At 60.2% G+C, this 25,799-nt stretch carries 27 protein-coding genes and 1 tRNA gene; 15 read left to right on the top strand and 13 right to left on the bottom strand.

Features of this window, described 5'->3' with window-relative positions; translation table 11 throughout:
• Positions 1-114 precede the first annotated feature (114 nt).
• Complete coding sequence (locus tag ACPF7Z_RS11120; RefSeq protein WP_425193312.1) at positions 115-375, top strand: hypothetical protein; 261 nt, start codon at positions 115-117, stop codon at positions 373-375.
• 840 nt (positions 376-1,215) lie between these two features.
• On the opposite strand, the gene ACPF7Z_RS11115 is transcribed toward ACPF7Z_RS11120, so the two are convergent.
• The 11 genes from ACPF7Z_RS11115 to ACPF7Z_RS11065 all read right to left on the bottom strand — a co-directional run bounded on the left by ACPF7Z_RS11115 (position 1,216) and on the right by ACPF7Z_RS11065 (position 8,141).
• Positions 1,216-1,395, bottom strand: coding sequence for a hypothetical protein (locus ACPF7Z_RS11115; protein WP_425193311.1), 180 nt, complete (start codon positions 1,393-1,395; stop codon positions 1,216-1,218).
• A 465-nt stretch (positions 1,396-1,860) separates the two neighbouring features.
• On the bottom strand, positions 1,861-2,334 hold the full coding sequence (locus ACPF7Z_RS11110; protein WP_425193310.1) for a hypothetical protein: 474 nt from the start codon (positions 2,332-2,334) through the stop codon (positions 1,861-1,863).
• Positions 2,331-2,603: a hypothetical protein gene (locus ACPF7Z_RS11105; protein WP_425193309.1), complete on the bottom strand. Its 273-nt coding sequence runs from the start codon at positions 2,601-2,603 to the stop codon at positions 2,331-2,333. Before ACPF7Z_RS11105 ends, ACPF7Z_RS11110 begins: the two co-directional genes overlap by 4 nt.
• Positions 2,596-3,036: a hypothetical protein gene (locus ACPF7Z_RS11100; protein ID WP_425193308.1), complete on the bottom strand. Its 441-nt coding sequence runs from the start codon at positions 3,034-3,036 to the stop codon at positions 2,596-2,598. Before ACPF7Z_RS11100 ends, ACPF7Z_RS11105 begins: the two co-directional genes overlap by 8 nt.
• The gene (locus ACPF7Z_RS11095; RefSeq protein ID WP_425193307.1) at positions 3,036-4,535 is read right to left on the bottom strand and encodes a YfjI family protein; all 1,500 of its coding nucleotides are present in this window, start codon (positions 4,533-4,535) and stop codon (positions 3,036-3,038) included. Before ACPF7Z_RS11095 ends, ACPF7Z_RS11100 begins: the two co-directional genes overlap by 1 nt.
• On the bottom strand, positions 4,532-5,461 hold the full coding sequence (locus ACPF7Z_RS11090) for a toprim domain-containing protein (RefSeq protein WP_425193306.1): 930 nt from the start codon (positions 5,459-5,461) through the stop codon (positions 4,532-4,534). The genes ACPF7Z_RS11095 and ACPF7Z_RS11090 overlap by 4 nt, the downstream gene beginning before the upstream one ends.
• Positions 5,462-5,607: 146 nt before the next feature.
• Positions 5,608-5,802 carry a helix-turn-helix transcriptional regulator gene (locus tag ACPF7Z_RS11085; RefSeq protein ID WP_425193305.1) on the bottom strand — a complete coding sequence of 65 codons (195 nt, stop codon included), beginning with the start codon at positions 5,800-5,802 and terminating at the stop codon, positions 5,608-5,610.
• An 82-nt stretch (positions 5,803-5,884) separates the two neighbouring features.
• Positions 5,885-6,562 (bottom strand): hypothetical protein, encoded by a 678-nt coding sequence (locus ACPF7Z_RS11080; RefSeq protein ID WP_425193304.1) that lies wholly within the window; start codon positions 6,560-6,562, stop codon positions 5,885-5,887.
• A gap of 108 nt (positions 6,563-6,670) precedes the next feature.
• Entirely contained in the window at positions 6,671-6,841 is a 171-nt protein-coding gene (locus ACPF7Z_RS11075; protein ID WP_425193303.1) for a hypothetical protein, read from the bottom strand.
• Positions 6,842-7,954 carry a tyrosine-type recombinase/integrase gene (locus tag ACPF7Z_RS11070; RefSeq protein ID WP_425193302.1) on the bottom strand — a complete coding sequence of 371 codons (1,113 nt, stop codon included), beginning with the start codon at positions 7,952-7,954 and terminating at the stop codon, positions 6,842-6,844. It abuts the gene before it with no gap.
• Between the two features lie 100 nt (positions 7,955-8,054).
• A tRNA-Leu gene (locus ACPF7Z_RS11065) sits at positions 8,055-8,141 on the bottom strand.
• Between the two features lie 178 nt (positions 8,142-8,319).
• Here ACPF7Z_RS11065 and queA point away from each other — a divergent pair.
• From queA to secF, 5 genes are all read left to right on the top strand, one after another.
• On the top strand, positions 8,320-9,366 hold the full coding sequence (gene queA / locus ACPF7Z_RS11060) for a tRNA preQ1(34) S-adenosylmethionine ribosyltransferase-isomerase QueA (RefSeq protein WP_425193349.1): 1,047 nt from the start codon (positions 8,320-8,322) through the stop codon (positions 9,364-9,366).
• A 14-nt stretch (positions 9,367-9,380) separates the two neighbouring features.
• Complete coding sequence (gene tgt, locus ACPF7Z_RS11055) at positions 9,381-10,517, top strand: tRNA guanosine(34) transglycosylase Tgt (RefSeq protein WP_425193301.1); 1,137 nt, start codon at positions 9,381-9,383, stop codon at positions 10,515-10,517.
• Between the two features lie 144 nt (positions 10,518-10,661).
• A complete protein-coding gene (gene yajC, locus ACPF7Z_RS11050) occupies positions 10,662-10,991 on the top strand; it encodes a preprotein translocase subunit YajC (RefSeq protein WP_299240626.1) in 330 nt (109 codons plus the stop codon).
• 69 nt (positions 10,992-11,060) lie between these two features.
• Positions 11,061-12,911 (top strand): protein translocase subunit SecD, encoded by a 1,851-nt coding sequence (gene secD, locus ACPF7Z_RS11045; protein ID WP_425193300.1) that lies wholly within the window; start codon positions 11,061-11,063, stop codon positions 12,909-12,911.
• 12 nt (positions 12,912-12,923) lie between these two features.
• On the top strand, positions 12,924-13,832 hold the full coding sequence (secF, locus tag ACPF7Z_RS11040) for a protein translocase subunit SecF (RefSeq protein WP_425193299.1): 909 nt from the start codon (positions 12,924-12,926) through the stop codon (positions 13,830-13,832).
• 65 nt (positions 13,833-13,897) lie between these two features.
• On the opposite strand, the gene ACPF7Z_RS11035 is transcribed toward secF, so the two are convergent.
• Entirely contained in the window at positions 13,898-15,325 is a 1,428-nt protein-coding gene (locus ACPF7Z_RS11035; protein ID WP_425193298.1) for a sigma-54 interaction domain-containing protein, read from the bottom strand.
• A 202-nt stretch (positions 15,326-15,527) separates the two neighbouring features.
• Between ACPF7Z_RS11035 and speB the strand changes: the two genes are divergently transcribed.
• The 5 genes from speB (at position 15,528) to ACPF7Z_RS11010 (ending at position 20,910) form a co-directional block, all read left to right on the top strand.
• Complete coding sequence (gene speB, locus ACPF7Z_RS11030) at positions 15,528-16,484, top strand: agmatinase (protein ID WP_425193297.1); 957 nt, start codon at positions 15,528-15,530, stop codon at positions 16,482-16,484.
• A gap of 45 nt (positions 16,485-16,529) precedes the next feature.
• Positions 16,530-17,918 (top strand): YjiH family protein, encoded by a 1,389-nt coding sequence (locus ACPF7Z_RS11025; protein WP_425193296.1) that lies wholly within the window; start codon positions 16,530-16,532, stop codon positions 17,916-17,918.
• Positions 17,919-18,051: 133 nt separating this feature from the next.
• A complete protein-coding gene (locus tag ACPF7Z_RS11020) occupies positions 18,052-19,386 on the top strand; it encodes a purine-cytosine permease family protein (RefSeq protein WP_425193295.1) in 1,335 nt (444 codons plus the stop codon).
• Positions 19,383-20,204 (top strand): carbon-nitrogen hydrolase family protein, encoded by an 822-nt coding sequence (locus tag ACPF7Z_RS11015; protein WP_425193294.1) that lies wholly within the window; start codon positions 19,383-19,385, stop codon positions 20,202-20,204. The genes ACPF7Z_RS11020 and ACPF7Z_RS11015 overlap by 4 nt, the downstream gene beginning before the upstream one ends.
• Positions 20,182-20,910, top strand: a complete 729-nt coding sequence (locus ACPF7Z_RS11010) for an MBL fold metallo-hydrolase (RefSeq protein ID WP_425193293.1) — start codon at positions 20,182-20,184, stop codon at positions 20,908-20,910. The genes ACPF7Z_RS11015 and ACPF7Z_RS11010 overlap by 23 nt, the downstream gene beginning before the upstream one ends.
• A 112-nt stretch (positions 20,911-21,022) precedes the next feature.
• On the opposite strand, the gene ACPF7Z_RS11005 is transcribed toward ACPF7Z_RS11010, so the two are convergent.
• Positions 21,023-21,817, bottom strand: coding sequence for an inositol monophosphatase family protein (locus tag ACPF7Z_RS11005; protein WP_425193292.1), 795 nt, complete (start codon positions 21,815-21,817; stop codon positions 21,023-21,025).
• 160 nt (positions 21,818-21,977) lie between these two features.
• On the opposite strand from ACPF7Z_RS11005, the gene ACPF7Z_RS11000 reads away from it, so the two are divergent.
• The 4 genes from ACPF7Z_RS11000 (at position 21,978) to ACPF7Z_RS10985 (ending at position 25,798) form a co-directional block, all read left to right on the top strand.
• The gene (locus ACPF7Z_RS11000) at positions 21,978-22,775 is read left to right on the top strand and encodes an RNA methyltransferase (protein ID WP_425193291.1); all 798 of its coding nucleotides are present in this window, start codon (positions 21,978-21,980) and stop codon (positions 22,773-22,775) included.
• 260 nt (positions 22,776-23,035) lie between these two features.
• Positions 23,036-23,962 carry a serine O-acetyltransferase gene (cysE, locus tag ACPF7Z_RS10995; protein WP_425193290.1) on the top strand — a complete coding sequence of 309 codons (927 nt, stop codon included), beginning with the start codon at positions 23,036-23,038 and terminating at the stop codon, positions 23,960-23,962.
• A 150-nt stretch (positions 23,963-24,112) separates the two neighbouring features.
• Positions 24,113-24,583: a Fe-S cluster assembly transcriptional regulator IscR gene (gene iscR / locus ACPF7Z_RS10990; RefSeq protein WP_425193289.1), complete on the top strand. Its 471-nt coding sequence runs from the start codon at positions 24,113-24,115 to the stop codon at positions 24,581-24,583.
• A gap of 63 nt (positions 24,584-24,646) precedes the next feature.
• Positions 24,647-25,798, top strand: a complete 1,152-nt coding sequence (locus ACPF7Z_RS10985; RefSeq protein ID WP_425193288.1) for an aminotransferase class V-fold PLP-dependent enzyme — start codon at positions 24,647-24,649, stop codon at positions 25,796-25,798.
• The last annotated feature ends 1 nt before the right edge of the window (position 25,799 follow it).

Genomic DNA, 25,799 nt, shown 5'->3' with positions numbered 1-25,799 from the left:
AAGCATAATAATCATTTCATTCATACGCTATTTTATGCATTTCACCTACTGCGATGAGCAAGCACCGCTCAAAGGTCTGCTACGTTAAAGAAGCCATCTCTCGCAGGAGTACCCATGGAAACCACAAAAAAACTACTCAAGACCGTTCTTGTCACGCAAGTCGAGATCCTGGGGCGTCTGGACCGACTGGAGCAACTGAGCGCAAAGAACAGTGATTCGGAATGCATCGATCACGTCGACTCCTATGCCGGCGCCTATGACGCTCCGCGGGCCGATGCACTCAATACGCTGGTCGAATCCCTCGATCGCGATGGACTCGACGACATTCTTCCACTGCTGGAGAAGCTTCAAGGACACGCCAATCGTTACAACTGATGCGACGCCGATGCGCGAAACCTTCGATGCCATACCCTAAACCCGGCACAACCATTTATAAAAAACACCGGGCGCCCAGTAGGCGCCCGACGAATACAAACGCTGTTGCCTACGCATTGTAGATGCACGACCTTCTTGGCAATTCACCGAAAAGATACAAAATGCTAAGTTTAATTAACTAATATCCTTGATGAGACATAAAATCAAAAAAAATTAAAATTTTTTTGCTCAAAGGACTCAAGCCCCCCAGGATGCTTGCCGATAAAATCGATGTAAGCGCTGAAAAACATGCCAGACATATGGGCAGCACCGCTTGCAAAGACAGCCCTCGTTACCTACCAACATAGAGATCCGACATGAATGAGTTGAGCAGCAGCATCGAGGTTTATCGCGCATGGGGAGAGCAGGCCTCTGCACAAGTCAAGCTGGTTCGGGCGCTGGAAGAATTGCTAGGAACAGCCTGAGCACACAGCAACAGGGACAACATTCATCGCGCATCCGACTGGCCAAGCGACCGCTCTGACCATTGTGGATGCGCCTTTGCACTCTCGGCTGGACGCAGTCTTCTGCGATAGAGAACGTCAAGAGACAACCAGGAGACAACACAGCGAAGGGATAATGAAACCAGCAGACGCCTTTATTTAAAAGCCAGCTGTTGATTCAAAAATGGTGCCGGTGGTCGGACTCGAACCGACACGCCTGTTTAGGGCGGCGGATTTTGAATCCGCAACGCTACCATATAAATCAATAACTTACTTACATATTTATCTACCATCCCAATACTCGTCCCAATACTTGGAAAGCGCTTGGGCGATATTGGATGCCATTACCTGATATAGCTCAATCGCCACGTTGTTGCGGCGTGTCGTGCCCGGCAGGCGCCAGATGCCTCGACTCACGGGCGTTGGCCAGCTTTTCTTTTGCCCGCTCCATAAACTCCCTGTTTCCACGCTGCAGGTCGTCAATCTCTTGATCAGATAGCCGGTAGATCGCGGGCGACTTTTGTCGTTTCTTGGTCATGTCATTTTCTCCTAGGGTTACTCTTGTTGGCAGGCTGCCGCTGTCTGTCAGGCTCCCAGCATGTCGGGAGCGACGCCGCTGGCGGGCTCGGAACTGTAAACCGGCAACGAAAAAGCCCCGAGTGGTGCCAGCCATCCCAGTCTTTGTTGCCAGGTGGGGGCGCCATCTCAGGGACTTGGAGCCTCCGCTCTGGTACGACTGATGCGGCTCCAATTGCCGGCAAGTGGTTCACCAGAGCGAAAGCTGATTTCAGTCTACAGGCTCCGCGCTCGGCTGCAAGAGCCAGTGCCAACGCTCCCGCACGTGGCCAGGTGCGTGACCATCGTGCGTGACGCGCCGCGCAGCTTTACCGCGCAGCTTATTTTTCGAACCTTGCCTTCGAACCTCCTCTGCGTACCTTTCCTGCGTATCGACGAAAAAGCCCCAGCAGTGCCGGGGCTTGTGGCTAAGTTTTCCTAAGGTTGCTCAGTGAAGCGGGTTCACCGTCCCGGTGTGCAGGCTGTCGCGAATGCCCTTCTCGTCGGCCATGTCCAGCAGGTCGTCCTCGCTGGCGCCCAGCACTTCAGCCAGGTTGGCCAGGTTGTACAGCGGTTGCCCGTCATCATTCACGCCAGTGGGCTTGAGCCCGGGATAGAGCTCGCTCATGCCTTCGCGCAGCGTCTCCAGGATCGGTCCGCGCAGGAACATCGGGTGCGTCTCATCATGGGCCTGGCGAATCATCGCTTCGGCATCATCCGGCGCCACCGGGTCGAAGAATGCACGGCGGGCCATGCACTCCTTACGCTCAAGGAGCACGGCGAGATGCGGCGACAGCGGGGCTTGCAGGCTCTCCGGCGACAGACCAAGGTCATGGGCAGCCCATGCCTGGCCGGGGCTCAGATGGGCAAGGCCGGCGCCCTGCCGGGCGGCTTGGGCGAGAGCTTCACGGGTAATGGTCATGGTTCGTTGCTCCATCGGGTCGAGAAAGTCAGCGATTCGCGCAGGATGGCTTGCAGGTTTTTGAGCCGAATCCTCAGCAGCGCCGCCAAGGTGCCGGCAGGCAGGCGGGTCTCGATGTCCTCGAGCACGGCCAGCACCGTTTGCAGATCGGCGTCGTTCGGCTCGCTCAGTAGCGCATCCTCGATCGCCTCGGCTTCGGCGGCGAGGGTGGCCCGGGTGACTCTCAGGCTGGCAGCCAGGCGCCGGGCTTCGTTGGCAGCTTCACGCATGAAGATCTCCTTCCGCTGGCGTCGGATAGTCGGGCCATACCGCCATGGCGGCCTGCAGCGCTTGTTCGTTGCGCAGCAGCCGGTGGCATTGCCATCGGGCGGCTTCCACACTGTTGGCCACCTCGAAGGCGTCATCGATGACAGCCGCCAGCTCGGCACGGGCACCACGCGATAGCGGTGCCAGGGCCTGACGTATGTGGCGCTCGAGCCTGGGGCCTAGGTCACGGCCTACCTGATTCGCCAAGGCATCGATGATGCTGTCGATCTCGTGGGTGGCGGCTGGCGCCGGTGCTTCGACGGGCGCATGGGCCACCGCTGTTTTTTCTGCAAAAGTGCCGGGTAGGCTACCTACAGAACCTACGGAAGGGCTTTTGTAGGTTTTGTAGGGGTGCTGACCGGGGCTTTTCGGGATTTTTTCGAGCCAACGTCCCATTACGCCACCTCCTGGGGAATGAAGTCGGGATGCCACCAGTAATCGGTGCGCGGTCGTCCTGCGGTTGGCGTCTCCATGGCGGTCAGGTAGCCGTGCTCGTCCAGCAGATCGAGGGCCGACTGCACCGCCTCGGACGTATCCAGTCCGGCCCAGCCGCGCTGCTGCACTTGCCGGGCCTTGAAGGGCTGGGGCAGCTTGGCGCGACGCTTGAGGATCAGGCGGGCGCCTTCTACGTCACGGTTGGACGCGGCGCTGTACAGGCGCTCGGTGTGCTGGGTCAGGAAGTCGGCCCATTCCAGGGCGCGCAGCAGGGATGTCTCGCTCACGCTACCGTGCTCGCCGTCGATCAGCGCGAACAGCAGGGCCAGGCTGCCGACAGTCTTAGGCAGCTTCATCAAGTGCTCGGCCAGTAGCGGTGACAGCCGACCGCTGCGGCACTCCCGGTTGAGTTCGGTCATCCACTCGATGAAGTGCCCTTGCGCGATCTCGGTGAAGCGCCAGGCCGGCGGGTTGCCGTCCTCGTCGGTGCCAAGGTCGAGGCTGTGGAGCCGATAGAAGGTCTGCGCATAGCGTTCCTTGGCGCGAGGATCGGGTGAGCGGTCGATCCATTCCCAGTGGCGTACCGGGTCGGGCCAGACGGCCAGTTGGAAGCGCTGGATCAAGCCATCATTGGCCGTGCCCTTGAGCGCGCCGCGCACGATGGGCGCCAGCTTACTGGGCTGGATGCCGCCGATCAGGTTGAGGGCGCAGCGCTCGATGGCCACGGTGCCGCGTCCGATGCGGTCATAGGTGAAGCGCGAGTCGCCGTTGAAGCATTCGAGGTAGAAAGCGCGGTCGGCGGCGTACTCCTCCTGCTGCATCTTGCTCAGCAGTCCTGCCATTTCATCGCGCACGATGGTCAGGTGATGCTCGCTCTCGTTCATCAGCTCGCCGGCCTTTTCCACGGTGGCGTCGTTCATGGTCAAGCGCTGCGGTGCCTTGGGCGGCGCCAGCTCGTCCACGTTCATCAGCACGTCCTTGGCGGCCTGCAGATCGCCTTTGTCGGCGAACCCCTTGGCCTGCTTCTTGGCAGCGGCCTTGGCCAGCTCGTGCAGTTCGGCATCGGCCTCGTGCTCGGCCTGGGCGTTCTCGAAGTCGCGGCGTAGGTCGGCCTCGATGGCATCCAGGGCAAAGCGCATGGCCTTGATGGCGGGCGTTTTCATCATCGACGGATCGCCGATCAGCAGCCCCCACAGTACGATCACGATCTCCCAGTCGTCATGCTGCTTGGGCCGGAGACGCACCTTGTGGCCCGCCAGCCCCGACAGCAGCACCAGGGCAGCGATGGCGCAATACTCCGGCGGGCATTGGGTACGCTGCGCCACGTCCATGACGTAATCGCACAGATCCACGGGAAGCATCTCGGGCTCGAAGGCCGGCACCGGCGGCAGGCTGTCCGGCAGCGGCTTGGGGTCAGGCGTCACGCTGGCGGGGCGGTTAAGCTGCTCTAACATGTTCATTGCGCCTCCTTGCACTTGGCCAGGTCATTGAAGTCTGAGCACTTGCAATCGGTGCAGGGGAAGCGCGGCCAGGTCAGGCCGGCCCGAATGGCCTCGGCAGCCTTGTGGGCGGCGGCATAACCGGGATTGCCTGCGGTGTGCCGATCGTTGTCCGCGGCGATGATGATCTCCGCGTCAGGCAGGGAAGCACGAAGGCGCCGAGCGACGGGCTCCAGGTTGCCGGCGTTCATCGCAGCCACGACCGGGTGGCCAGTGGTCTCGTGGATGGTGGCGGCAGTGGCCCAGCCTTCGCAGATGTAGACGGTGGAAGCGCCAGCGATCCGGCCCACAGGGCACGCCGCGCCCTTGATCCGGCCGCCTTTCATGAAGCGCTTGGCGCCATCGGCAGCGATGCGCTGCAGGTTGACCAGCTTCCCGGCGAAGAACAGCGGCACCAGCAGCGTCTGGCCCTGGGCCTTGAGTCCGTGCGGCTGCACGCCTTTGGCCAGCAGGTAGGGATGCTCTGCCAAGGCAAAGCCGGCCTGTAGCCACGTCTCCCGGGCTCGGGATGCTGCCCTGGCCTGATCCTGCACCCGTTGCTGCTGGCGCTCTCTGCGCGCCCTCTCGGCAGCTTGACGGGCCTGCTCGGCAGCGATGGGGTCGTATTCACCCCGCAGGGTGACGGTCTGCTGCTCGCCGGTGTGCCAGAAGCCGAACACGCCCACCTCATGCGTCGGCACTACGTACCAGCCGGACAGGTTGCCGCGTTTCTTGTCCGGAGCGTCGAAGCGGTGAATCTCGCCATCGGCACGAAGGGCCGGGACGGTGACGCCACGCTCGATCAGCGCTTCTGCCAGGGCGGCCTCGATGATAGAATGCCGATGAGCCGCCACGCTCGAATTACTTGGAATGGCCCGCCGTTGCGCGGGCTTTTTCATGTCCGTCATTTTTTCTCCTTCGCCTCACGACGATGGTTATTGGCTGAGGTGTGCTTCGTGGAAAGTCTCAAGGCCGCCAAGAGGTACCAGCAGGCGGGCATTGATCGTCTCGGCGGCGTCTCGGGCAAAGCGATACGGGGTAGTATGGGCAAGCATTAGGCCACCTCCCGCTCGTTTTCCCACTGCTCAAGATCGGCCAGGCGCCAACGGGTGCAGTTGTCGCCCAGTCTCTTGGGTTTCGGGAAGTCTTGCCGGTCACGTGCCCAGCGCCAGACGGTGGCGATGCCAACTTCGTAGCGGGATGCGACTTGTTTGGCAGCAAGCCAAGTGCGGATGGTCTCGGGGGTCATGCGTTAATTCCTCTTGATAGGGGATGCATGACCAAGGTTAGAGAGGTAGGGAGGCAGGAAAAATTGACGGGAGTACTGCTGTCTAGGTTTTCCGTGGTCGACCTGCTTGTTTGGCGTACGCTGGCGCCACCTGCTTGATATTTCTTCTAATAGTTGCCAGGTTCGTTCCCCAGCAAGTTAGCGGCTTGGTGTCACCCAGCTTCTTGCGCCGCTCGGCTTCTTGCTTTGCCATGGACTGCACCTTACTGGCAACATCTGCAATACGAAATTGCTGAGTATGATCCTGCTCCCATATTTCGGCAGCCTTGCGCTTCATCCAATCACGTCCCTGCTGCTGCGCCTTTTTGAGGTTACTATTTCCTCGGCTGTACTCTGCGTAGAGAAATCGAAATGTCTCCTGACTCACAGCTTCGTAGCGCTTTTCACTGGGAAGCGAGAGCCCGCGATACAAATAACCAAGAAGTAATGCGGCCATTGAATTGGCATCTGAAATTGATGTTTCAGACAAAGCTAGTAAATGTTCGATCAAGGTCGCGCATAACTTGGTTTCTTTATATCTTTTCGAAGCGCTGTCACCAACATCCTCTATGCGCCGGATCTCCTCCAACATTTCCAGAAGAAGAGCTTGGCCTGCTTTTGGAAGGTCTTGGTTGTCGTGCCACCGTATGGGAGATACTTGGCCTTCAGCACCGGTGATCTCTAAATGGCGAGAAACATGCTTTGGGATACTGAGCCCCCGCTGCTGTTCACCTTCAGCCATTGCGCCACTCCTCACGTTCACTCCATTGAGAGAGACTGGCCAGCACGGTGGAGTTTGCCGCACGTTCGGGAGCTACCCTAGGCCAGCCAACGGGGTCGATGGCACCAGCTATTCGGCGGCCACCTTGTTCTCACGGATCGGGGTTACGCTTCCGGCTTGTGCTGGCGCGGTGCTAAGGAAGGCGGCCCACTGCTTCATCACCCGGGCTCGCTTGACCATCAAGTCGCCACGTCGGTAGGCGGCCTCGGCTTGATTGCCAATGGCGTGAGCCAGGATCATCTAAGCCACGTCATGCGGGGTTGCAGTGCGCTCGCTCATCCAGTCGCGTAGCGTGCTGCGAAAGCCATGAACGGTTGCCCGCTCCTTTTCGCCCATGGCGGCCAGCAGGTCGGTCATTGCTCGGTCGGCTAGCTTGCGGCCCTTGTCGCGCGTGAATACCAGCCCTTCATCACCCTGAGGCAGTGAGCGCAGCAACTCCACAGCCACCGGCGCCAGCGGCACACGATGCTCACGGCGGCCCTTCATGCGCTCAGGCGGAATTGTCCAGGTAGCACCAGCCAGATCGAACTCTTGCCAGCGGGCGCCTAGTGCCTCGCCGGATCGACTGCCGGTCAGGATCGCAAAAGCCAGCGCCTTGGCCGGCATATCGTCACGTCCGCACAGCCGCTTCCAGAACTCGGGCATTGCGTCGATGGGCATGGCGCGATGGTGCGCCTTCTTCGTGATCTTGCTCGGAGCCGGTAGTACGGCGTCGAGGTTGCCTTTCCAGGCGGCGGGATTGGGGCCAGTTCGGTGGCCGTGGGCAGTTGCCCATGCCAGAACCGTCTCGATGCGCTGGCGCACTCGGGCGGCGGTGGTGGGCTTGTCTTGCCAGATAGGCTCAAGCGCTTGCTTTACGTGAGCCAACTCGATATCGGCCACAGACATGGTGCCTAGCGCTGGGACGGCATAGGTCGCCAGCGTAGTAGCCCACTGGCCGGCATGCTTGGCATTGCTCGCCTCGGCCTGCTTGATTTTCACCACAGCAGCGACTGCCTGGGCAAAAGACAGACGACGCAGCTCAGCGGCTCGACGTGCCTGCTTGGCGGCCTTCTTCTCGATGAGCGGGTCGACACCTTTAGCCAGCTTTTCGCGAATCGCTTCGGCCTGTTTGCGGGCATTGGCCAGGCTGGTATTGGGATAGCTGCCCAAGCCAACGTCGCGATAGACGGCAAACGGCTTGCCGCTGGCAGATAGACGTTTCTCGCCGGTGGGATAGCGCAGCACCCATGACCGGCTACCAGCCTGAGTCACTCGCAAGAATAGGCCATCGGCACCGCCAACCGCATGGCGGCCAGGGCCTGTCAGACGTCTTACCTCAAGAGCGGATAACTCGCGGGCTTTTCTCGGCATATCGGCTTGTCCCAATACCTGTCCCAATAAAAGGGCGTCATTGGACGATATGCCGTGATAGGGAGTAATGCAAGGAAGGAAGGCTAACTTGCTGAATTTGTGGTGCCGATGGTCGGACTCGAACCGACACGCTATCGCTAGCGGCGGATTTTGAATCCGCTGCGTCTACCAATTCCGCCACACCGGCAACGGGAACGCATTATACGGTGCTTCGACGCTGCGTCAATGCCGACCGGCTTCCTGACCTGGCTTGATGAACTGACTTGGAAGCCACACTCGGCTATCATGTGCGCCCTATCGAGCGGTCGACACCATCATCCGCTCGGCGTCACTATCATTTCATCTTGCCTGGCAGTCCCGTTTTCATGCAGCGTGCCGATTTCCATTTCGATCTCCCAGACGAACTGATCGCCCGTTATCCCTCCGAGCAGCGCAGCGATTGTCGCCTGCTGTGTGTAGAGGGTGAAACTGGCGAACTGGCGCATCGGCGCTTTACCGACCTGCTCGAACTGCTCATCCCCGGGGATTTGCTGGTATTCAATGACACTCGAGTGATTCCTGCCCGACTGCATGGCCATAAAGCCAGCGGGGGGCGCGTGGAGATGCTGCTCGAACGTCCCTTGGATGCCCATCGGGGCCTGGCCCACATCCGGGCCAGCAAGTCGCCCAAGCCCGGCACCGAACTCGTCTTTGAAGGCGATATCCGCGCCGTGGTCGAAGGTCGCCAAGAAGCACTGTTCGAACTGCGCTTTTACGGCGATAGGCCCCTGATCGAATTGCTCGAACGCCACGGGCACATGCCCTTGCCGCCCTATATCACGCGAGAAGATGAACTCGCCGATCGGGAGCGCTACCAGACGATCTACGCGCGACGCGAGGGTGCCGTGGCTGCGCCCACCGCGGGATTGCATTTCGATCAGCCGCTGATGGATGCCTTGCGCGAACGCGGCATCGAACACGCTTTCGTCACCCTGCACGTGGGTGCGGGCACCTTTCAGCCGGTACGGGTCGAGGATATCCGCGAGCATCATATGCACAGCGAATGGCTCGAGGTGGATGAGGCGGTCTGCGAACAGGTGCGCGCCGCCCGTGCTCGCGGCAATAGAGTCGTCGCGGTCGGCACCACCAGTGTGCGCTGCCTGGAAAGTGCGTGCGCGAACAGCCCGAATGGCGAGATAGCGCCCTTTCGAGGCGAGACCGATATCTTCATCTATCCAGGCTATGAATGGCGTTGCGTCGATGCCCTGGTGACCAACTTTCATCTGCCGGAATCGACGCTGCTGATGCTGGTCTCGGCGTTTGCGGGATTCAACCCCGTGATGCGGGCTTATCAGGAAGCGGTCGTCCATCGTTATTCATTCTTTAGTTATGGCGATGCGATGTTTTTGACCCGCGCGCCAACGATTTCCTGATTTTCGAGAATCCCATGCGCAACGAATGCTTCATGAGTTTCAAGCGTCTAGCCAGTGACGGGCGTGCCCGTCGCGGCAGATTGACCTTTCCCCGAGGCACGGTGGAAACCCCCACCTTCATGCCGGTGGGCACTTACGGCACGGTCAAGGGCATGACGCCACAGAGCGTCGGGGAGATCGGGGCCGAGATCATCCTCGGCAACACGTTCCACTTGTGGCTGCGCCCCGGCGTCGAGGTGATCGAAGCCCATGGCGATCTGCATGATTTCTCCCAGTGGCAGGGGCCGATCCTGACCGACTCCGGCGGTTTCCAGGTTTTCTCTCTGGGCGCGATGCGCAAGATCACCGAACAGGGCGTGCATTTTCGCTCACCGGTGGATGGCGCCAAGGTGTTCATGGGACCGGAAGAGTCCATGGCGGTACAGCGCGCGCTGGGCTCCGACGTCGTGATGATCTTCGACGAATGCACACCCTATCCGGCCACCCAGGAAGAAGCGCAACGCTCGATGGAGCTTTCCCTGCGCTGGGCCCAGCGTTCCCGAGACGCCCACGGCGATTCGCCCGCGGCGCTGTTTGGCATCATTCAGGGCGGCATGTACCCGGAGCTGCGCAAGCGCTCTCTTGAGGGGCTCGAGGCCATCGGCTTCGACGGCCTGGCCATCGGCGGGCTGTCGGTGGGCGAGCCCAAGGAAGAAATGATCGAGGTGCTCGATTATCTGCCGAGCTGGATGCCGGACAACAAGCCACGCTACTTGATGGGCGTCGGCAAGCCCGAGGACCTGGTCGAGGGCGTGCGTCGCGGCATCGACATGTTCGATTGCGTGATGCCGACCCGCAACGCCCGCAACGGGCACCTGTTTACCGCCGAGGGCACGATCAAGATTCGAAACGCCAAGCATCGCCACGACATCCGCCCGCTCGAGGAAGCGTGCGATTGTTATACCTGCCGGCACTTCTCCCGGGGCTATCTGCACCATCTGGACCGCTGTGGCGAGATGCTTGGCGCCATGCTCAATACCATCCACAATCTGCGCTATTACCAACGGGTCATGACCGGTTTGCGCGGTGCTATCGAAGCGGGTACATTGGCGAACTTCGTGGAAATGTTCTATACGCAGCGTGGATTACCGGTACCCGATGCGCCGGATTGAGCTCTTGGCGAGAACTGAGCAAGAATCGCACACGACCGAGCAGCATCCTTGTAGAACCCTCAGGGAAGATCGTTTTTGGCTGAATTCGGAGTATTCGGCTCTCTATTCGCAACTTCATATAAATTGTCCAGGAGACACTGACACATGCTGGATTTCTTCATCTCCCAGGCCCACGCCGAAGGCGGCGCGGCAGCAGGCGGCGGTATCGCCCAGATCGTGATGCTGGTCGGCTTCGTGCTGATCTTCTATTTCCTGCTGTGGCGCCCGCAATCCAAGCGCGCCAAGCAGCACAAGCAGCTGATCAGCAACCTTTCCAAGGGTGACGAGATCGTGATCGGCGGTGGCTTGATCGGTCGCATCACCAAGGTCACCGATGACTTCATCGCCATGGAAATTGCCGAAGGCACCGAGGTTAGCGTGCAGAAGAACGCCGTCGCCGCCGTGTTGCCCAAGGGCACCCTGAAGTCCATCTGATTCCGCCCTCTCGCTGCCGACATTCCATCGGCAGCGTCTTCATCGTGTAGCAACAAGGACCGGGCTTCCATGCTCAACCGCTATCCAATGTGGAAGTATCTGCTGATACTTGTCGTGCTCATCGTGGGTCTGATCTATGCCCTGCCTAACCTCTATCCCGAGGACCCGGCAGTTCAGATCAGCAGCTCTCGAGCCAATGTCACCCTCGACGAGCGTCAGCTCGAGCGTCTGCGAAGCGCCCTCGATGAGGCCGACATCGCCGTCAAACGTATCGACGATGAAGCCAACGGCGCATTGATCCGCCTGGCAGACGCGGACGACCAGCTCAAGGCGCGCAACATCGTCAACGAAACCCTCGGCGACGATTTCACCGTGGCGCTCAACCTGGCGGAATCGACGCCGGCCTGGCTCGAGAGCCTGGGGGCATCGCCCATGAATCTGGGGCTCGATCTGCGCGGCGGCGTGCACTTCGCTCTGGAAGTCGATATGGAAGCCGCCCTCACCCAGCGCCTGGAAGTCAACGCCAGCGCCATCCGCGAGAGCCTGCGGGATGAGCGCATTCGCTACCGGGATACCCAGATCGAGGATCGCACGCTGACACTGACCTTTATCGACGAGGACGCTCGTAGCCAGGCCCGCCGTATCATCAGCCGGGAATTCCCCGATTTCCAGTACGAGGACCGCGAGGCGGGTCGTGGCGCGATGCTGGCCATGACACTGACGGAACAGCAGGTCACCGAGATTCAGGACTACGCCATCAACCAGAACCTCACCACGCTGCGCAACCGCGTCAATGAACTGGGGGTGGCGGAGCCACTGGTGCAGCGTCAGGGTCCGAGTCGCATCGTCGTCGAGTTACCCGGGGTACAGGACACCGCTGCCGCCAAGCGTATCGTCGGCGCGACCGCCAATCTGGAATTTCGTCTCGAGGCTCGTCCGGACACGCCGGAGAACGAGACCGAGACCATCGCCTTTCGCAACAATGAGCAGCGCACCGCCGAGCTGATGCGCGACGTCATCATCACCGGTGACAGCGTTTCCAGCGCCAGCCGTAGCTTCGATGAAAACGGACGTCCCCAGGTCAACATCAACCTGGACGGCACCGGCGGCACGCTGATGAACCGTGCCACTCGCTCGAACATCGGGCGCGCCATGGCGGTCGTCTATATCGACAACCAGACACGCACGCGCATGGTGATGAAGGATGGCGAACAGGTCGAGGAGCGCGTGCCCTATACCGAGCGGGGCATCATCAGTCTGGCCACCATCCAGAGCGCGCTGGGCAACAGCTTTCGTATCACCGGACTGGACTCCCCCACCGAAGCCGAGGAACTGGCGTTGCTGCTGCGCTCCGGTTCCCTGGCCGCACCGATCTACTTCGTCGCCGAGCGCACCATCGGCCCGAGCCTGGGCAAGGCCAATATCGAGCAAGGCGTTCTCTCCGTCGAACTCGGTCTGCTGCTGGTCGTGCTGTTCATGCTGATCCGCTACAAGGCTTTTGGCGTAGTCGCCAACCTGGCCCTGGCGACCAACCTGGTGCTGTTGATCGCCGCCCTGTCGATGCTGGGTGCCACTCTGACCCTGCCGGGCATCGCCGGTATCGTGCTGACTCTGGGGATGGCGGTGGATGCCAACGTGTTGATCTTCGAGCGCATACGCGAAGAGCTGCGCGCCAAGATGCCGATACAACAGGCGATCCATGCCGGCTATGAGCGCGCCTTCACTTCGATCATCGATGGCAACCTGACGACCCTGCTGGTCGCGGTGATCCTGTTCTCGATCGGCACCGGGCCGGTGAAGGGCTTCGCCGTCACCCTCTCTCTGGGCATTCTGACCTCGATGTTCACCGGCATCCTGGTCTCCCGGGCGATGGTCAATCTGACGCTTGGCGGCAAACCCGTCAAGAAACTCTGGATTTAAGGGGCTTACGCGATGCGACAGTTCGATTTCATGGGCAAGCGCCGCTACGCCTTCATCGCTTCCGGCGTGTTGCTGCTGCTATCGGTGCTGACTCTTCTATTCCAGCAACTCAATCTGGGACTGGACTTCACCGGAGGCACCCTGGTCGAGGTGCGTTACGCCAGCGCGCCGGCCCTGGATGCGATTCGCCAACTGCTCGAAAGCGCCGGGTTCCGGGATGTGTCGGTACAGACCTTCGGTACCGCCAACGAGATTCTGGTGCGTCTGCAGCAGGCCTTCGATCCGGATGTCGGCAATCGGGTCACGGACATTCTGCGCCAGAGCGGTGAAAGCGTGAACCTGGTGCGCGCAGAATTTGTCGGTGCTCAGGTCGGTGGCCAGCTTCGCGATCAGAGCGGCCTGGGCATGCTGGTGGCTCTGGGCGTGGTGATGCTCTATGTGGCTTTTCGCTTTCAGTACAAGTTCGCGCTGGGTGCGCTGTTGGCGCTCATTCACGATGTCATCATCGTGCTCGGCGTGTTTTCGCTGTTTCAGCTCGAGTTCGACCTGACGGTACTGGCGGCAATACTCGCCGTCATCGGTTATTCGCTCAACGACACCATCATCGTCTACGACCGAATTCGCGAGAACATCCGCAAATCGCGCATCGACGATATGGCGATGATCTTCAACGAGTCGATCAACCAGACCCTGGCCCGTACCCTGGCGACCTCCGGCACCACCCTGCTGGTGCTGTTGGCGCTGCTGGTACTGGGGGGCGATATGATCCATAACTTCGCCCTGGCGCTGATCGTCGGGGTGGGTATCGGTACCTTCTCCTCGGTGTACGTCGCCTCGGCGCTGCTGATCGTGATCAAGCTGGAGCGGGAGGATCTGATCCCGGCAAAGAAGGAGAATGCCGAAGAAGAGGAGTTGCCTTGATCGGGCATCCGTATCGAATAACCTCATGCAAGGCTCGACACCCCGCTCCGGCGGGGTGTCGTCGTTTACGGCGAGAAATTCGCTTTTCCCGAACCGATGCGCAGGCCATGCTTTCTCAGTTTACGCACCACGCTGGGTTGGCTGATGCCAAGTCGCTCGGCCAAGGCGTAGGTGCTGGCTACCTGATGGCAGAGCGATCCCAGAATCTCTCCCTCATAGGCATCGAGTGCCTGTTTGAGCGTTTGCCCCTCCGATGGCAGGCTCGAAGCAGCTTGCGTTTCTACCGCTGGGGCGCGCCGCTCCAGGCTCGATGATAAAACATGGTCGCCAATGGCACCGATCACCTCCTCCGGCGCTGCGAGCCAGGCGCGCTCCATCCAGTTCTCCAGCTCCCGCACATTGCCGGGCCAGTCGCGCCCCATGAGTTCAGGCCACACGCTGGGGTGCAGCACCTTGGTACGACCATAACGATGATTGAGACGCTCCAATTGCAATTCCGCCAATCCGGGTATGTCCTCACGGCGTTCGCGCAGAGGCGGTAACGTCAGCGGGATGACATTGAGCCGGTAATACAGATCGAGGCGAAAGGCGCCGCTTTCGACCCGGGCGGCAATATCCTGATTCGAGGCCACCACCAGACGGAAATCCACGCGCCGCGCCCGCGTATCGCCGAGCCGAGTGATCTGGCCATCCTGAATCACCTTGAGCAGCTTACTCTGCATGGCCAGCGGAAGCTCACCGATCTCATCGAGAAACAGCGTGCCGCCCTCGGCCATTTCCAGCATCCCCGCCTTGCCCTGACGGGCCGCACCGCTGAAGGCGCCGGGCTGATAACCGAACATTTCCGACTCGAACAAGGATTCGGGTATGGCGGCACAATTGACATCGATGAAGGGGCCGGAATGACGTGCGCTCCAACGATGCAACTGACGCGCGAAGGCGGTCTTGCCGACCCCGGACTCACCCAGCATTAACACGGTGGCGTCACTGGGTGCGACCCGCTTGATCAGCAGCGCCACCTCGCGCATCACGCCACTGCGCACCTCCAACTCATCAAGCCCCAGGTCATCTTCCAACGAAGCCGAACCGCCGCGCATGAGGTGCTCACTGAAGCGCTGCTGGAGCAGCTTGTACTCGTCCTGAAGCAGCTGCAGATCGGTGAGATCCATGGAGCGGGAGACGATACGCGCGAGCTTGCCGTCGACGAAGACCGGATGCGCCTCAGCGATCACTCGCCGCCCGGTGCCGGTATGCTGCAACACCTGCGCCGGCTGCTGGGTACGGATCACCTCCATGGTCACCGAGGGTGAAAGCACACCGCGCTCGACCAGCTCCTGCACGGTGCTGGTGCAAAGCTCCTCACGGCTCAGGCCATAGACCGCCGCACTTCCCGGACTGACATCGAGAATTCGGCCACTGGCCTCGACGATGAAGAAGTGGTCATGAGCTGTATTGATGATGGTCTTGAGCACTGCACTGCCGATATCGGTCATGAGCTGCTTCCTGCATCGATTCATTTATGAATCGAATAATACATAAATGAATCGATCACGACCTCAAATGATCCATTATTGAATCAAATAGCACTCATAGTGCCAGAAAACAGACACTTGAACGTTGGCACATTCCCTGCAAGCAAGTAAGAAATGCCCATCGATATGGCCAGAGCGAATCACTTGCAAGGAAACGATCGACATGAACGACAAGCCGACCTTCAATCAGCCGCTCGGCGGCAACGATATGCCCCGCTTCGGCGGTCCGGCCACCATGATGCGCCTACCGACTCAGGAAAGCGCCGCCGGTCTGGATGCGGCATTCATCGGCATTCCCATGGACATCGGCACCTCGAATCGTCCTGGTACCCGGCTGGGGCCGCGCCAGATCCGCGACGAGTCCCGCATGCTGCGCCCCTATAACATGGCGACCAAGGCCGCCCCCTTCGACAGCCTGCAGGTGGCGGACATCGGCGACGTGCCGATCAACACCTTCAACCTGCCCAAGAATCTCGACATCATCACCGACTTCTACAACGAGGTGCTCGCTCATGACTGCACGCCGTTGACCTTGGGCGGCGATCACACCCTGACCTGGCCGCTGCTGCGCGCCATCGCCAAGAAGCATGGCCCGGTCGGGCTGATCCATGTGGATGCCCATGCCGATGTCAACGAGCACATGTTCGGTGAGAAAATCGCCCACGGCTGCCCGTTCCGCCGCGCTCAGGAAGAAGGCCTGCTGGACAGCCAGCGCGTGGTGCAGATCGGCCTGCGCGGCACCGGCTATGCCGCGGACGATTTCGACTGGTGCCGCGATCAGGGCTTTCGCGTGGTTCAGGCCGAGGAATGCTGGTACAAGTCGCTGGCGCCCTTGATGGCAGAGGTGCGTGAACAGATGGGCGACGGCCCGGTATATATCTCATTTGATATCGATAGCCTTGACCCTTCCGTGGCACCCGGTACCGGCACCGTCGAAATGGGCGGCCTCACCGCTCAACAGGGGCTCGAGATCGTGCGCGGCGCCTGGGGACTGAACGTGGTCGGCGGCGATCTGGTGGAGGTCTCCCCGCCCTATGACCAGAGCGGCAACACTGCGCTGATGGGGGCGACCCTGCTCTATGAAATGCTGTGTGTGCTGCCCGGTGTTCAACGGCGCTAAACGTTTCTAGCGACAACCTCACAAAAAACAACGGGATATTTTGACATGCCCTCATCACTGGAAACGACCACCGGCCCCTACCACACCAACGGCGGCAAATTCAGCCGTCGCGGGCTGCTCAAGTTCCTGATTCCTTCGTTGATTGGTATCGGCATGTTTCTGGTGCCGTTCACCTCTGGCGAAAGCATCAATATCGGCATGGGCTTTCTGGCCGATGGCTTGAAGGCGCTACTGGGTAGTGCGTTGCCACCGTTGGCGACGGTGATCCTGTGTTTGTCTGCAGGGCTGACGGTGCTCGTCAAGCTGACCCAGCCAACATGGCTCGATCGAGGGCCGCTCAAGGAGTTGTTCGACGTCGAGTGGCTGTGGCTCGCCCTGCGGGTGCTGGGCGCCCTCTTCGCGCTCATGACGCTGTTCCAGATCGGCCCGACCTTCATCACCGCCTCGACCACCGGCGGAGTCATGCTCAACGATCTGGCGCCGGTGCTACTGACGTTCTTCTTCTTCGCCGCGCTGCTACTGCCGTTTCTGGTGGATTTCGGCTTCATGGAGTTTATCGGCAGCCTGGTGCGCAAGCCATTCCGAATCATCTTCGGCCTGCCCGGGCGCAGTGCCATCGATGCGACCGCCTCCTGGATGGGCTCAGGGACCGTGGGCGTGCTGATTACCACCCAGCAATACGAACAGGGATATTACAATCAGCGCGAAGCCGCGGCGATCGCCACCAATTTCTCCATCGTCTCCATTGCCTTCGCTTTGCTGGTCGCCTCCTTCATCAAGATCAACCATCTCTTCATCGAGTTTTATCTCACGGTGCTGGTCGCGGGGCTGATTGCCGCCGTGATCGTGCCGCGATTGCCGCCACTATCGCGCAAGTCGAACAGCTATTACGAACCGGCTGGCTGTCGGATCGCCGAGGAGAGCACCGGCGGCATTGGTATCCTGCGTTTCAGCCTGGGTCAAGCAGTGGCTCGGGCCGAAACCGCGCCGGGGCCCGGTCAACTGGTGCGGGTTGCCCTGTTCAACGTTGCCGATATCTTCTTCGGACTGCTGCCGCTGGTGGTGGCCATCGGCACCGTGGCCTTGGTGCTGGCGGAATTCACGCCGCTGTTTACCTGGCTGTCGTACCCGATGGTGCCGGTACTCGAATGGCTGCAAATTCCCGAGGCCCAGGCCGCGGCGCCCGCGACATTGGTAGGCTTCGCCGACATGTTTCTGCCGGCGGTGCTGGCCTCCAACATCGAGAGCGAACTGACCCGCTTCGTGATCGCCTGCCTGTCCCTGACCCAGCTGATCTACATGTCGGAGATCGGCGCCCTGCTGCTCAAGTCGAAGATCCCGATCAAGCTTTGGGAGCTGGTCGTGGTTTTCCTGCTACGCACCGCCATCACACTGCCCATCATTGCGGTGATCGCCCATGTCTTCGTGTTTTGAGAAAAAGTACCCGCGCATCATTTGCCCAACGCTGTAGATTGCGAAGCGCCATTGCGGACTAAAAAAAGCCCCAAGACAACAGTCACGCAGACGGTAAAAGCCCAACAACAATAGTAAGGTGGAGCCAAACACCATGTTCTCGTTCGACAAACTGTTAGGCCAGGACACACTGGATGAGCATCAGACACGTAGTCTGAGTTTTTTCGGCACCATGGCGTTGTGGCTAGGCGCCAATGTCGTGGTAACGACAATCCTCACGGGGATGCTGCTGGTTCCCGACCTGCGCTTTACCACCGCGATGACGACCGTGTTGATCGGGTCACTCATCGGGGCCGTGCCCTTGTTACTCGTGGGACTGATGGGCCAGCATACAGGGCTACCTTCGATGGTACTCACCCGCCGCGCTTATGGGCCGCTAGGCAGCCGACTGATCTCATTCGTCAACATGAGCGTACTGATCGCCTGGAGCTGGATTCAAGCGCTATTGGCGGGCATGAGCCTTGATTATGCAATCTCCAGCACGACCGGCTACAGCAATCTAGCGCTGATGACGGTGATCTGCGAGGCAGTGGTCGTGCTGATCGTGCTGCGAGGCCATTTGGGCATCGAGCGCGTGGAGCGCTGGGCCGCCAGTCTCATGGTGATACTCGCCGCAGCGGTGCTTTATCAGCTCAACCGTCATTACGATATCGGCAATCTGCTCACCATGGCCCCAGAATCGCGTAATGGCATCACTCTGGGTATCGCCTTCGACATCGTGATCGCCACCGCCTTCTCATGGATATCCTCTTCCGCGGACTACAATCGCAATTGCAAGAATAGCGCCGTCGCAATCTGGGGAACCTATACCGGTTATCTTTTGGCGGCGGTAATCGCCATGGGTCTCGGTGCAGCGGTTTCCGGCATTTCGGTCCTCAACGGCATGGAGCAGACCTACGATCCCACCAGGCTGCTGAGCGGATTCGGTTTTGGCTTACCCGCCGCACTGGTCATCTTTCTATCCGTCATGACTACCAATGTGATGGCGGTCTACAGTGCGACGCTTTCCTGCATGAACGTCAAACCGGGCATGCGCTTCTGGAAGCCGGCGCTGGTCATCGGCGTCGTGACCGTCTTCGGCGCATTGATTCCGGGCATTCTCGATCAATTCCAGAACTTTCTGCTGTTGATCGGGGCGCTGTTCATTCCCGCCTTCTCGGTGATGATCGTCGACTACTACCTCGTCAGCCGCCAGGGCTATGACGCGGAGCTGCTCGAATCCAGAACCCAGGTTGGCCTTGCCACAGCGCCGTTCGCCATCGGCGCCTACCTCATCGGGGCTGCACTTGCCGCCTACTGGTCGCTGATGGCGCCGCTGGCCTTCGGTGCCTCCCTGCCGGTGTTCGTGATTACCGGCGCACTTTACTGGGCCGGGGTAAGGCTGTTCGTCGGTAAGGGCCGTGATGACTCACTGGAGGCCACACGATGAAAATGATGCTCGCCCAGACGGCGCCGGCACGTTTCGATGTAAAGGCCAATCTTGCGACTCTCAAGAGGCTATGCCAACAAGCGGTCGACAGCGAAGCCGAGTTATTGGTTCTGCCGGAACTGGCCATGACGGGCTATAACATCTTCGACCAACTCACGACGCTTGCGGAGCCACTCGACGGCCCTTTGTGTCGAGCAGTCGCTGATTATGCCCAGCGCTACGGCTTGCATATCATTTTTGGCCTGGCTGAACGCGATCCGCATGGCATCCTGTATAACACGGCGATTCTGCTGGACGACACGGGCGCCCAGCTTGGCGCTTATCGCAAACGTCAGTTATGGGGTCGCGAACACCAGCACTTTCGTCCCGGTGATGCCCATTGCGTTCTCGATACACGTCTCGGACGCATTGGCCTCATGATCTGCTACGACAACGAGTTTCCTGAAATTGCCAGAGCCCTTGCGCGTCAAGGAGCACAGCTGATCGTTTCGCCGACCGCCAACATGCATCCGAACGCGTCTCGTCAACGGCTACAGATTCGTGCCAGAGCCATGGATAATCAGTGCTTCGTCGCCTGCGCGAATCGTGCAGGCCAGGAAGAGGCGCTGCACTATTGTGGTAATAGCCTGATTGCTGATCCGGATGGAGAAGTACTAGGCCAACTTGGCGAGCCTTCCGGTGTACTGGTTACCCCACTGGATTTTTCTGCTATCGAAACCAGCCAACGGGCCCAAAATTACCTGAAGGATTTACGATCCTGCGAGTGCATGCCTATGAGGGAGGAAAAGACTGACAATGATCCGCATAGCCTCCGATAAATGGTATCGCACGCAGGCCTTAGGCGACGGCATCACGCTGATCGATGAACCCTGGATTCGCCCCTTCTTCCGCTGCAATTTGTGGCATGTGCGCGGTCGCGAGCGGGACTTGCTGGTCGACTTCGGCTTGGGAGCAGTACCGCTGCGCCAACAGGTACCTTTGCTCAGTGAGCGCGATCTGATCGCCGTCGCCAGCCATACCCACTTCGATCATATCGGTGCCGTCAGCGAGTTTGATCGCTGCCATGTGCATGCCGACGAGGCAAATATTCTCGCCTCGCCGGATCGCGAGCGTACTCTGGCGAAGGCCTTCCTCGGCGATGAGATGTTCGAGGCCCTGCCACCATCCCCTTTTGAATACCATCACTACCGGATTGAACCGCCACGACGGATCGAGATTCTCGAGGATGGTGATATTCTCGATCTGGGTAACAGGCGCTTCGAGGTCATTCATACACCGGGGCATTCTCCCGGCGGCATCGCCCTGTGGGAAGCCGCCACCGCTATCTTGATCTCCGGCGATCTGATCTACGATGGCCCCCTGATCGAAGACACCTGGCACAGCAACTTAAGCGACTATGCCGCCAGCCTGCGACGATTGCGGAAATTGCCGGCTCGCACCGTGCATGGCGGGCATTTCCCCAGCTTCTCGGGGTCACACTTGCACGCCATGATCGACGACTGGTTGCGTACCCACAATCTTTGAAAACGTGGCGATATCTCGAGCTACAGACGCAACAATCACAGGCATCATAAGCGCACCCCCGCTCACGACCGAACGGGGGTTTGCGTTACAAGCTTTCTCGCTTAGATGCTTCTCAGGCCGACGCCTTGAGCACCTGCACCAGCGCCTTGTAGAGCCGTGGTCCGGCGGCCATCAGGTTGCCTTCGACACTCACGCTGGGGGTGCCATCCGGGCCACCCATCAGCGCACCAGCTTCCTTGAGCAATAACGACCCCACCAGACTATCCTGTTCCTCGAGCCCGAGCACCAGGACGGCGTCGGCGCGCCCGGCGGCCATCTCGGCGATATCCAGCAGCGGGCAGCCCGTCGCGGTCAGGGTATCGATCTGCGGGCCAAGGCGCTGTACTAGATGCAGGTACGTCGGCAGATGACGGGCACGTAGCCAGCTCTCCGGAAGGCCCATGGCAATGCGTGTGCCGTCAACGTGAGTCGCCTTGGTCACACGGATGCGTTTACCGTTGTGTTGGGCGCCTCGCCCCCGACTGGCCAGGTACTCGTCATCACTGAACGGGCAGATGACCACCGCGTGTTCAGGCCGACCCTTGACCAGACACACCAGAGACAACGCAAAGCTGTCGCCGGCCACACCGAGATTGGAATAGCCGTGGTAGGGTTCGATCTTCCATAGAATCTCGCGGCCTTCACCCTCGCCATCGCGATGAGGTGTAAAGCGACCCACAACGCCATGTTGCGGATAGCCGCGGGCAAGCTGGCGCACGATCAATGTCTCGGCATTGCGCGCACTATCGTCCAGCAAACCTTGAAGATTGTGATCTTCGTGAGCGTTTTCGATACGCTCGCGAACACGAAGAAATTGTTCGGCGGCGCTACGTGCCGCACGTAGCGCGAATTGGACCATCGGATGCATGATCGGGCCTTGAGGAGTCGATGACTGTTAAAGAACGCTAGGGCCTGGCATCCTAGCAAAAAGTCGTATTTCGGGCCACGAGAATCCGCCGCCATCGCCACCTGTCGTCGCCGTGATAGACTGCGCGGAACCCGTTTCGATATTTGGATGACCACCTTGCATGCTTGATCGTCCCTTCTCCCTCGCCCAACTGCGCATCGTGCTTGTCGGCACCAGTCACCCCGGCAATATCGGCGGTGTTGCCCGGGCCATGAAGAACATGGGGCTTGCAGACCTAGCGCTGGTCGCGCCACGCTGCGAGGTACGCACCAGTGAGGCCATTTCCCGGGCTTCGGGGGCGGATGCGCTGGTCGCCGCCGCACCCATTCATGCCTCTCTCGACGACGCGGTGGCAGATGCCACCCTGGTCGTCGGTGCCAGCGCTCGTTCGCGCACTCTGCCCTGGCCGATGTTCACACCACGTCAGTTGAGCGATGCGCTGGCAGACGAGTTGACTAGCCGTGAGGCTCGGGTAGCGCTGGTGTTTGGGCGTGAGGATAGCGGCCTGACCAACGACGAATTGCAACGCTGCCATCGCCACGTATGCATTCCAGCCAACCCGGACTTCAGCTCACTGAATCTGGCAGCGGCGGTCCAGGTGTTGGCTTATGAATGTCGCCAGGCCTGGCTGCAGGACTCCCCGCCGGGGGTTAATAAAAACCCGAGGATCGACAAGGAGCCTGCTACATTCGGGCTCGAGTGGGATAGCCCCCTGGCCAGCCATGACGATCTAGAGCGTTTCTTCACCCATCTGGAACGTGCCTTGATCGCCGTCGAGTTTCACGACCCGGCCAAGCCTCGTCAGTTGATGGCTCGGCTACGCCGTCTTTATCTGCGCGCGCGGCCAGATCAAATGGAAATCAGCATCCTGCGCGGCATCCTGACCGCCATGGAAAAAAAGGCCAAAAATGCTCGCTAAGAGGGTGTTTACAAAACAGGCGAACGAAGGCAAGACAAGGCACCCGGAGCACAGGAACCGGAGCATATGGGGTATATGTGAGGATTCCGCGCACCGCGTAACGCAGTGATTGAGTCGCGCAGGCATTTATTCAGTGCTTTCCTAATGCCGCCGCTTCAGTGCCGGCCACACCTTGCAGGGCTGTCTAGGCACCCCAATAATGAAAGATTCAAGTGTTGCGGCAACCGAAAATGCCGACCAGGCCCATACAAGGATTGCTCATGTTCAGCCGTCTGCGAGAAGACATCAATAGCGTGTTCGCGCGTGACCCGGCAGCCCGCAATGTATTCGAAGTGCTGACCAACTACCCCGGGCTGCATGCGCTGCTCGCCCATCGTTTGAGCCACTGGCTGTGGCAGAAAAACCTGAAGTGGCTGGCGCGAACGCTGTCGACGCTGTTCCGCTGGCTGACCGGCATCGAGATTCATCCCGGGGCGACGATCGGCCGGCGCTTCTTCATCGACCACGGCCTGGGGGTGGTCATCGGCGAAACCGCCGAGGTCGGCAACGATGTGACGCTCTATCAGGGCGTCACCCTGGGTGGCACTAGTTGGAACAAAGGCAAGCGTCATCCTACTTTGGAGGATGGTGTCATCGTTGGTGCCGGCGCCAAGATCTTGGGCCCCTTTATCGTCGGCGCGGGCGCCAAGATAGGTTCCAACGCGGTGGTCACCAAGGCGGTGCCCGCTGGCGCGACGGTGGTCGGCATCCCCGGCAAGATCGTCAAGCGAGCCGAACCGGATGTCGAAGAAGAACCCGCCTTCGATCCGGAACGCCGTGAAGCGATGCGCCAGAAGTTTGGCTTCGATGCCTACGGCGTGAGTCAGGACATGCCCGACCCCGTGGCCCATTCCATGCAAGCCATGCTCGATCATATGCACGCGGTGGATCAGCGCATCGAGGTGATGTGCGCCACGCTGCGCAAGCTCGACGCCAGTTACCGCTCAGGACAGCTACCTGAGCTGCGCGACGAGGATTTTGCCGGCGTTCTCGAGGATGTCGACAGCGCCTGCTCGCCCATCGAGAAAAATCCTCAAAGGCAAGAACCATCCTCTTCTGACGAGAATCGCCCGTCTGACTCGCAAGACTCGTCGGCGACCACCGAACAGTCGCCCGCCGTTTCACATCAGGTAGACGGTGGTCGCTGAACGACACACCGGGAATTGTTGACCGTTCTACTCGGTTTTCTCATAATGAGGGCCAGGTCACGCCAGAATAGCGATGGTTCTCGTCCGTTTGGCGATATTTGTTGGCCACTCACTGTTAATCATTCGACCGACTCTTGCGTTTGATACTCTATGCGCCTGACCACGAAAGGACGCTACGCCGTCACCGCCATGCTCGATTTGGCTTTGCACGCCGACCAACGCCCGGTCAGCCTGGCGGATATTTCCAGGCGCCAGGATATTTCTCTTTCCTATCTCGAGCAGCTGTTTGCTCGGCTGCGTCGCAGTGAACTGGTCACCAGCGTGCGCGGTCCCGGCGGCGGCTATCGTCTGGCTAAGGCACCGGCACAGGTGTCCGTCGCCCGGGTCATCGATGCCGTCGACGAGTCGGTGGATGCGACTCGTTGTCAGGGTTTGGCGGATTGTCAGGCGGGTCATACCTGCCTGACGCATCATCTGTGGTGCGAACTCTCCGAAGAGATTCACGGCTTTCTCGATGGCGTGTCGCTAGGCGATCTGATCGACCGTCATGAAGTACGCAGCATTGCCGCTCGTCAACGGCAACAGCACACCGGCGATACGATCGCCATCGAGTCACTTTAGCTTTCGAGTTACTGTCGCTATCGAGTCACTTTACTGGGCAGGACAACGAACACGATCATGGCCATGAACGCCCCCATCTATCTTGACTATGCTGCGACCACGCCGGTCGACCCCAGGGTCGCCGAGGTCATGAGCCAGCATCTGACCCTGGAGGGCGTCTTCGCCAACCCGGCGTCGCGCAGCCATATGCCTGGCTGGCAAGCCGAACAGGTCGTGGAAGGAGCGCGTCGTCAGGTGGCCGATCTGATCGGTGCCGATCCGAGGGAGATCGTCTGGACCTCCGGGGCCACCGAGGCGGATAATCTGGCATTGACGGGGTTCCTGCGCGCCAACCGGGCCCGCGGCCGACATCTGGTGACCTCGAGCATCGAGCACAAGGCCGTCATCGATACCGCACGCGCGCTGGAAGCCGAGGGGTTCGACGTCACCTGGCTGACACCGGAAAAAGACGGACGCATTTCGCCTGCGCGGCTTGACGAGGCCATGCGGGACGATACCGTGCTGGTGTCGCTGATGGCGGTCAATAATGAACTCGGTACGATCAACGATCTGGCCGCCCTTGCCGAAGTAGCTCACGCCCACGGCTCGGCCTTGCACGTGGACGCTGCTCAGGCGGTGGGACGCATCGAACTGGACGTCACCCGCCAGGGCATCGATCTGATGTCGCTGTCAGGTCACAAGGCCTATGGTCCCAAGGGGATCGGTGCACTTTACGTGCGTCGCAGCCCGGACATTCGCGTCGAGGCGCTGATCCATGGCGGTGGCCACGAGCGCGGCATGCGCTCCGGCACCCTGCCGACCCATCAGATCGCCGGCATGGGCGAGGCCTTTGCCCTGGCGCAAGCCGAAGGCGCCGCCGACCAGACTCGCATTGCCGCCCTCGCCCAGCGTTTTCTCGATGGACTTGAAGACATCGGTGGCGTTCACCGCAATACCGATATCGATGCCTCCGTGCCCAATATCGTCAATCTCGCCTTCGACGGTGTCGACGGCGAGTCGTTGTTGATGGCCCTGCGAGGTATCGCGGTTTCCACCGGCTCGGCATGCAACTCCGCTAGCGTCGAGCCATCCTATGTATTGAAAGGCATCGGTGTTCCGCGCGCGCGGGCACTGACGTCGCTGCGCTTTAGCTTCGGCCGCTTCACCACCGACGCGGATATCGATGCGGCGGTGGCCGAACTGAGGCACGCGCTGAGCGCACTGCTCCATCATTAAG

The sequence above is a fragment of the Halomonas sp. GXIMD04776 genome (assembly GCF_049808615.1).
In the GTDB taxonomy this organism is placed as follows: domain Bacteria; phylum Pseudomonadota; class Gammaproteobacteria; order Pseudomonadales; family Halomonadaceae; genus Modicisalibacter.
The sequence above is the reverse complement of the archived record's forward strand: the minus strand, read 5'-3'. Positions and strand labels throughout refer to the sequence as shown.

Excerpts from the sequence above, each read along its gene's own strand:
- ACPF7Z_RS10985 (WP_425193288.1), top strand. The coding sequence starts at position 24,647 with ATGAACGCCCCCATCTATCTTGACTATGCTGCGACCACGCCGGTCGAC.
- ACPF7Z_RS11020 (WP_425193295.1), top strand. The coding sequence starts at position 18,052 with ATGTTCTCGTTCGACAAACTGTTAGGCCAGGACACACTGGATGAGCAT.
- ACPF7Z_RS11075 (WP_425193303.1), bottom strand. The coding sequence starts at position 6,841 with ATGATCCTGGCTCACGCCATTGGCAATCAAGCCGAGGCCGCCTACCGA.
- ACPF7Z_RS11120 (WP_425193312.1), top strand. The coding sequence starts at position 115 with ATGGAAACCACAAAAAAACTACTCAAGACCGTTCTTGTCACGCAAGTC.
- ACPF7Z_RS11070 (WP_425193302.1), bottom strand. The coding sequence starts at position 7,954 with ATGCCGAGAAAAGCCCGCGAGTTATCCGCTCTTGAGGTAAGACGTCTG.
- secD (WP_425193300.1), top strand. The coding sequence starts at position 11,061 with ATGCTCAACCGCTATCCAATGTGGAAGTATCTGCTGATACTTGTCGTG.
- ACPF7Z_RS11105 (WP_425193309.1), bottom strand. The coding sequence starts at position 2,603 with ATGCGTGAAGCTGCCAACGAAGCCCGGCGCCTGGCTGCCAGCCTGAGA.
- yajC (WP_299240626.1), top strand. The coding sequence starts at position 10,662 with ATGCTGGATTTCTTCATCTCCCAGGCCCACGCCGAAGGCGGCGCGGCA.
- cysE (WP_425193290.1), top strand. The coding sequence starts at position 23,036 with ATGTTCAGCCGTCTGCGAGAAGACATCAATAGCGTGTTCGCGCGTGAC.
- ACPF7Z_RS11035 (WP_425193298.1), bottom strand. The coding sequence starts at position 15,325 with ATGACCGATATCGGCAGTGCAGTGCTCAAGACCATCATCAATACAGCT.
- ACPF7Z_RS11100 (WP_425193308.1), bottom strand. The coding sequence starts at position 3,036 with ATGGGACGTTGGCTCGAAAAAATCCCGAAAAGCCCCGGTCAGCACCCC.
- ACPF7Z_RS11080 (WP_425193304.1), bottom strand. The coding sequence starts at position 6,562 with ATGGCTGAAGGTGAACAGCAGCGGGGGCTCAGTATCCCAAAGCATGTT.
- speB (WP_425193297.1), top strand. The coding sequence starts at position 15,528 with ATGAACGACAAGCCGACCTTCAATCAGCCGCTCGGCGGCAACGATATG.
- ACPF7Z_RS11025 (WP_425193296.1), top strand. The coding sequence starts at position 16,530 with ATGCCCTCATCACTGGAAACGACCACCGGCCCCTACCACACCAACGGC.
- ACPF7Z_RS11095 (WP_425193307.1), bottom strand. The coding sequence starts at position 4,535 with ATGAACATGTTAGAGCAGCTTAACCGCCCCGCCAGCGTGACGCCTGAC.
- ACPF7Z_RS11000 (WP_425193291.1), top strand. The coding sequence starts at position 21,978 with ATGCTTGATCGTCCCTTCTCCCTCGCCCAACTGCGCATCGTGCTTGTC.
- queA (WP_425193349.1), top strand. The coding sequence starts at position 8,320 with ATGCAGCGTGCCGATTTCCATTTCGATCTCCCAGACGAACTGATCGCC.
- ACPF7Z_RS11015 (WP_425193294.1), top strand. The coding sequence starts at position 19,383 with ATGAAAATGATGCTCGCCCAGACGGCGCCGGCACGTTTCGATGTAAAG.
- tgt (WP_425193301.1), top strand. The coding sequence starts at position 9,381 with ATGCGCAACGAATGCTTCATGAGTTTCAAGCGTCTAGCCAGTGACGGG.
- ACPF7Z_RS11085 (WP_425193305.1), bottom strand. The coding sequence starts at position 5,802 with ATGACCCCCGAGACCATCCGCACTTGGCTTGCTGCCAAACAAGTCGCA.
- iscR (WP_425193289.1), top strand. The coding sequence starts at position 24,113 with ATGCGCCTGACCACGAAAGGACGCTACGCCGTCACCGCCATGCTCGAT.
- secF (WP_425193299.1), top strand. The coding sequence starts at position 12,924 with ATGCGACAGTTCGATTTCATGGGCAAGCGCCGCTACGCCTTCATCGCT.
- ACPF7Z_RS11110 (WP_425193310.1), bottom strand. The coding sequence starts at position 2,334 with ATGACCATTACCCGTGAAGCTCTCGCCCAAGCCGCCCGGCAGGGCGCC.
- ACPF7Z_RS11005 (WP_425193292.1), bottom strand. The coding sequence starts at position 21,817 with ATGCATCCGATGGTCCAATTCGCGCTACGTGCGGCACGTAGCGCCGCC.
- ACPF7Z_RS11090 (WP_425193306.1), bottom strand. The coding sequence starts at position 5,461 with ATGACGGACATGAAAAAGCCCGCGCAACGGCGGGCCATTCCAAGTAAT.
- ACPF7Z_RS11010 (WP_425193293.1), top strand. The coding sequence starts at position 20,182 with ATGATCCGCATAGCCTCCGATAAATGGTATCGCACGCAGGCCTTAGGC.
- ACPF7Z_RS11115 (WP_425193311.1), bottom strand. The coding sequence starts at position 1,395 with ATGACCAAGAAACGACAAAAGTCGCCCGCGATCTACCGGCTATCTGAT.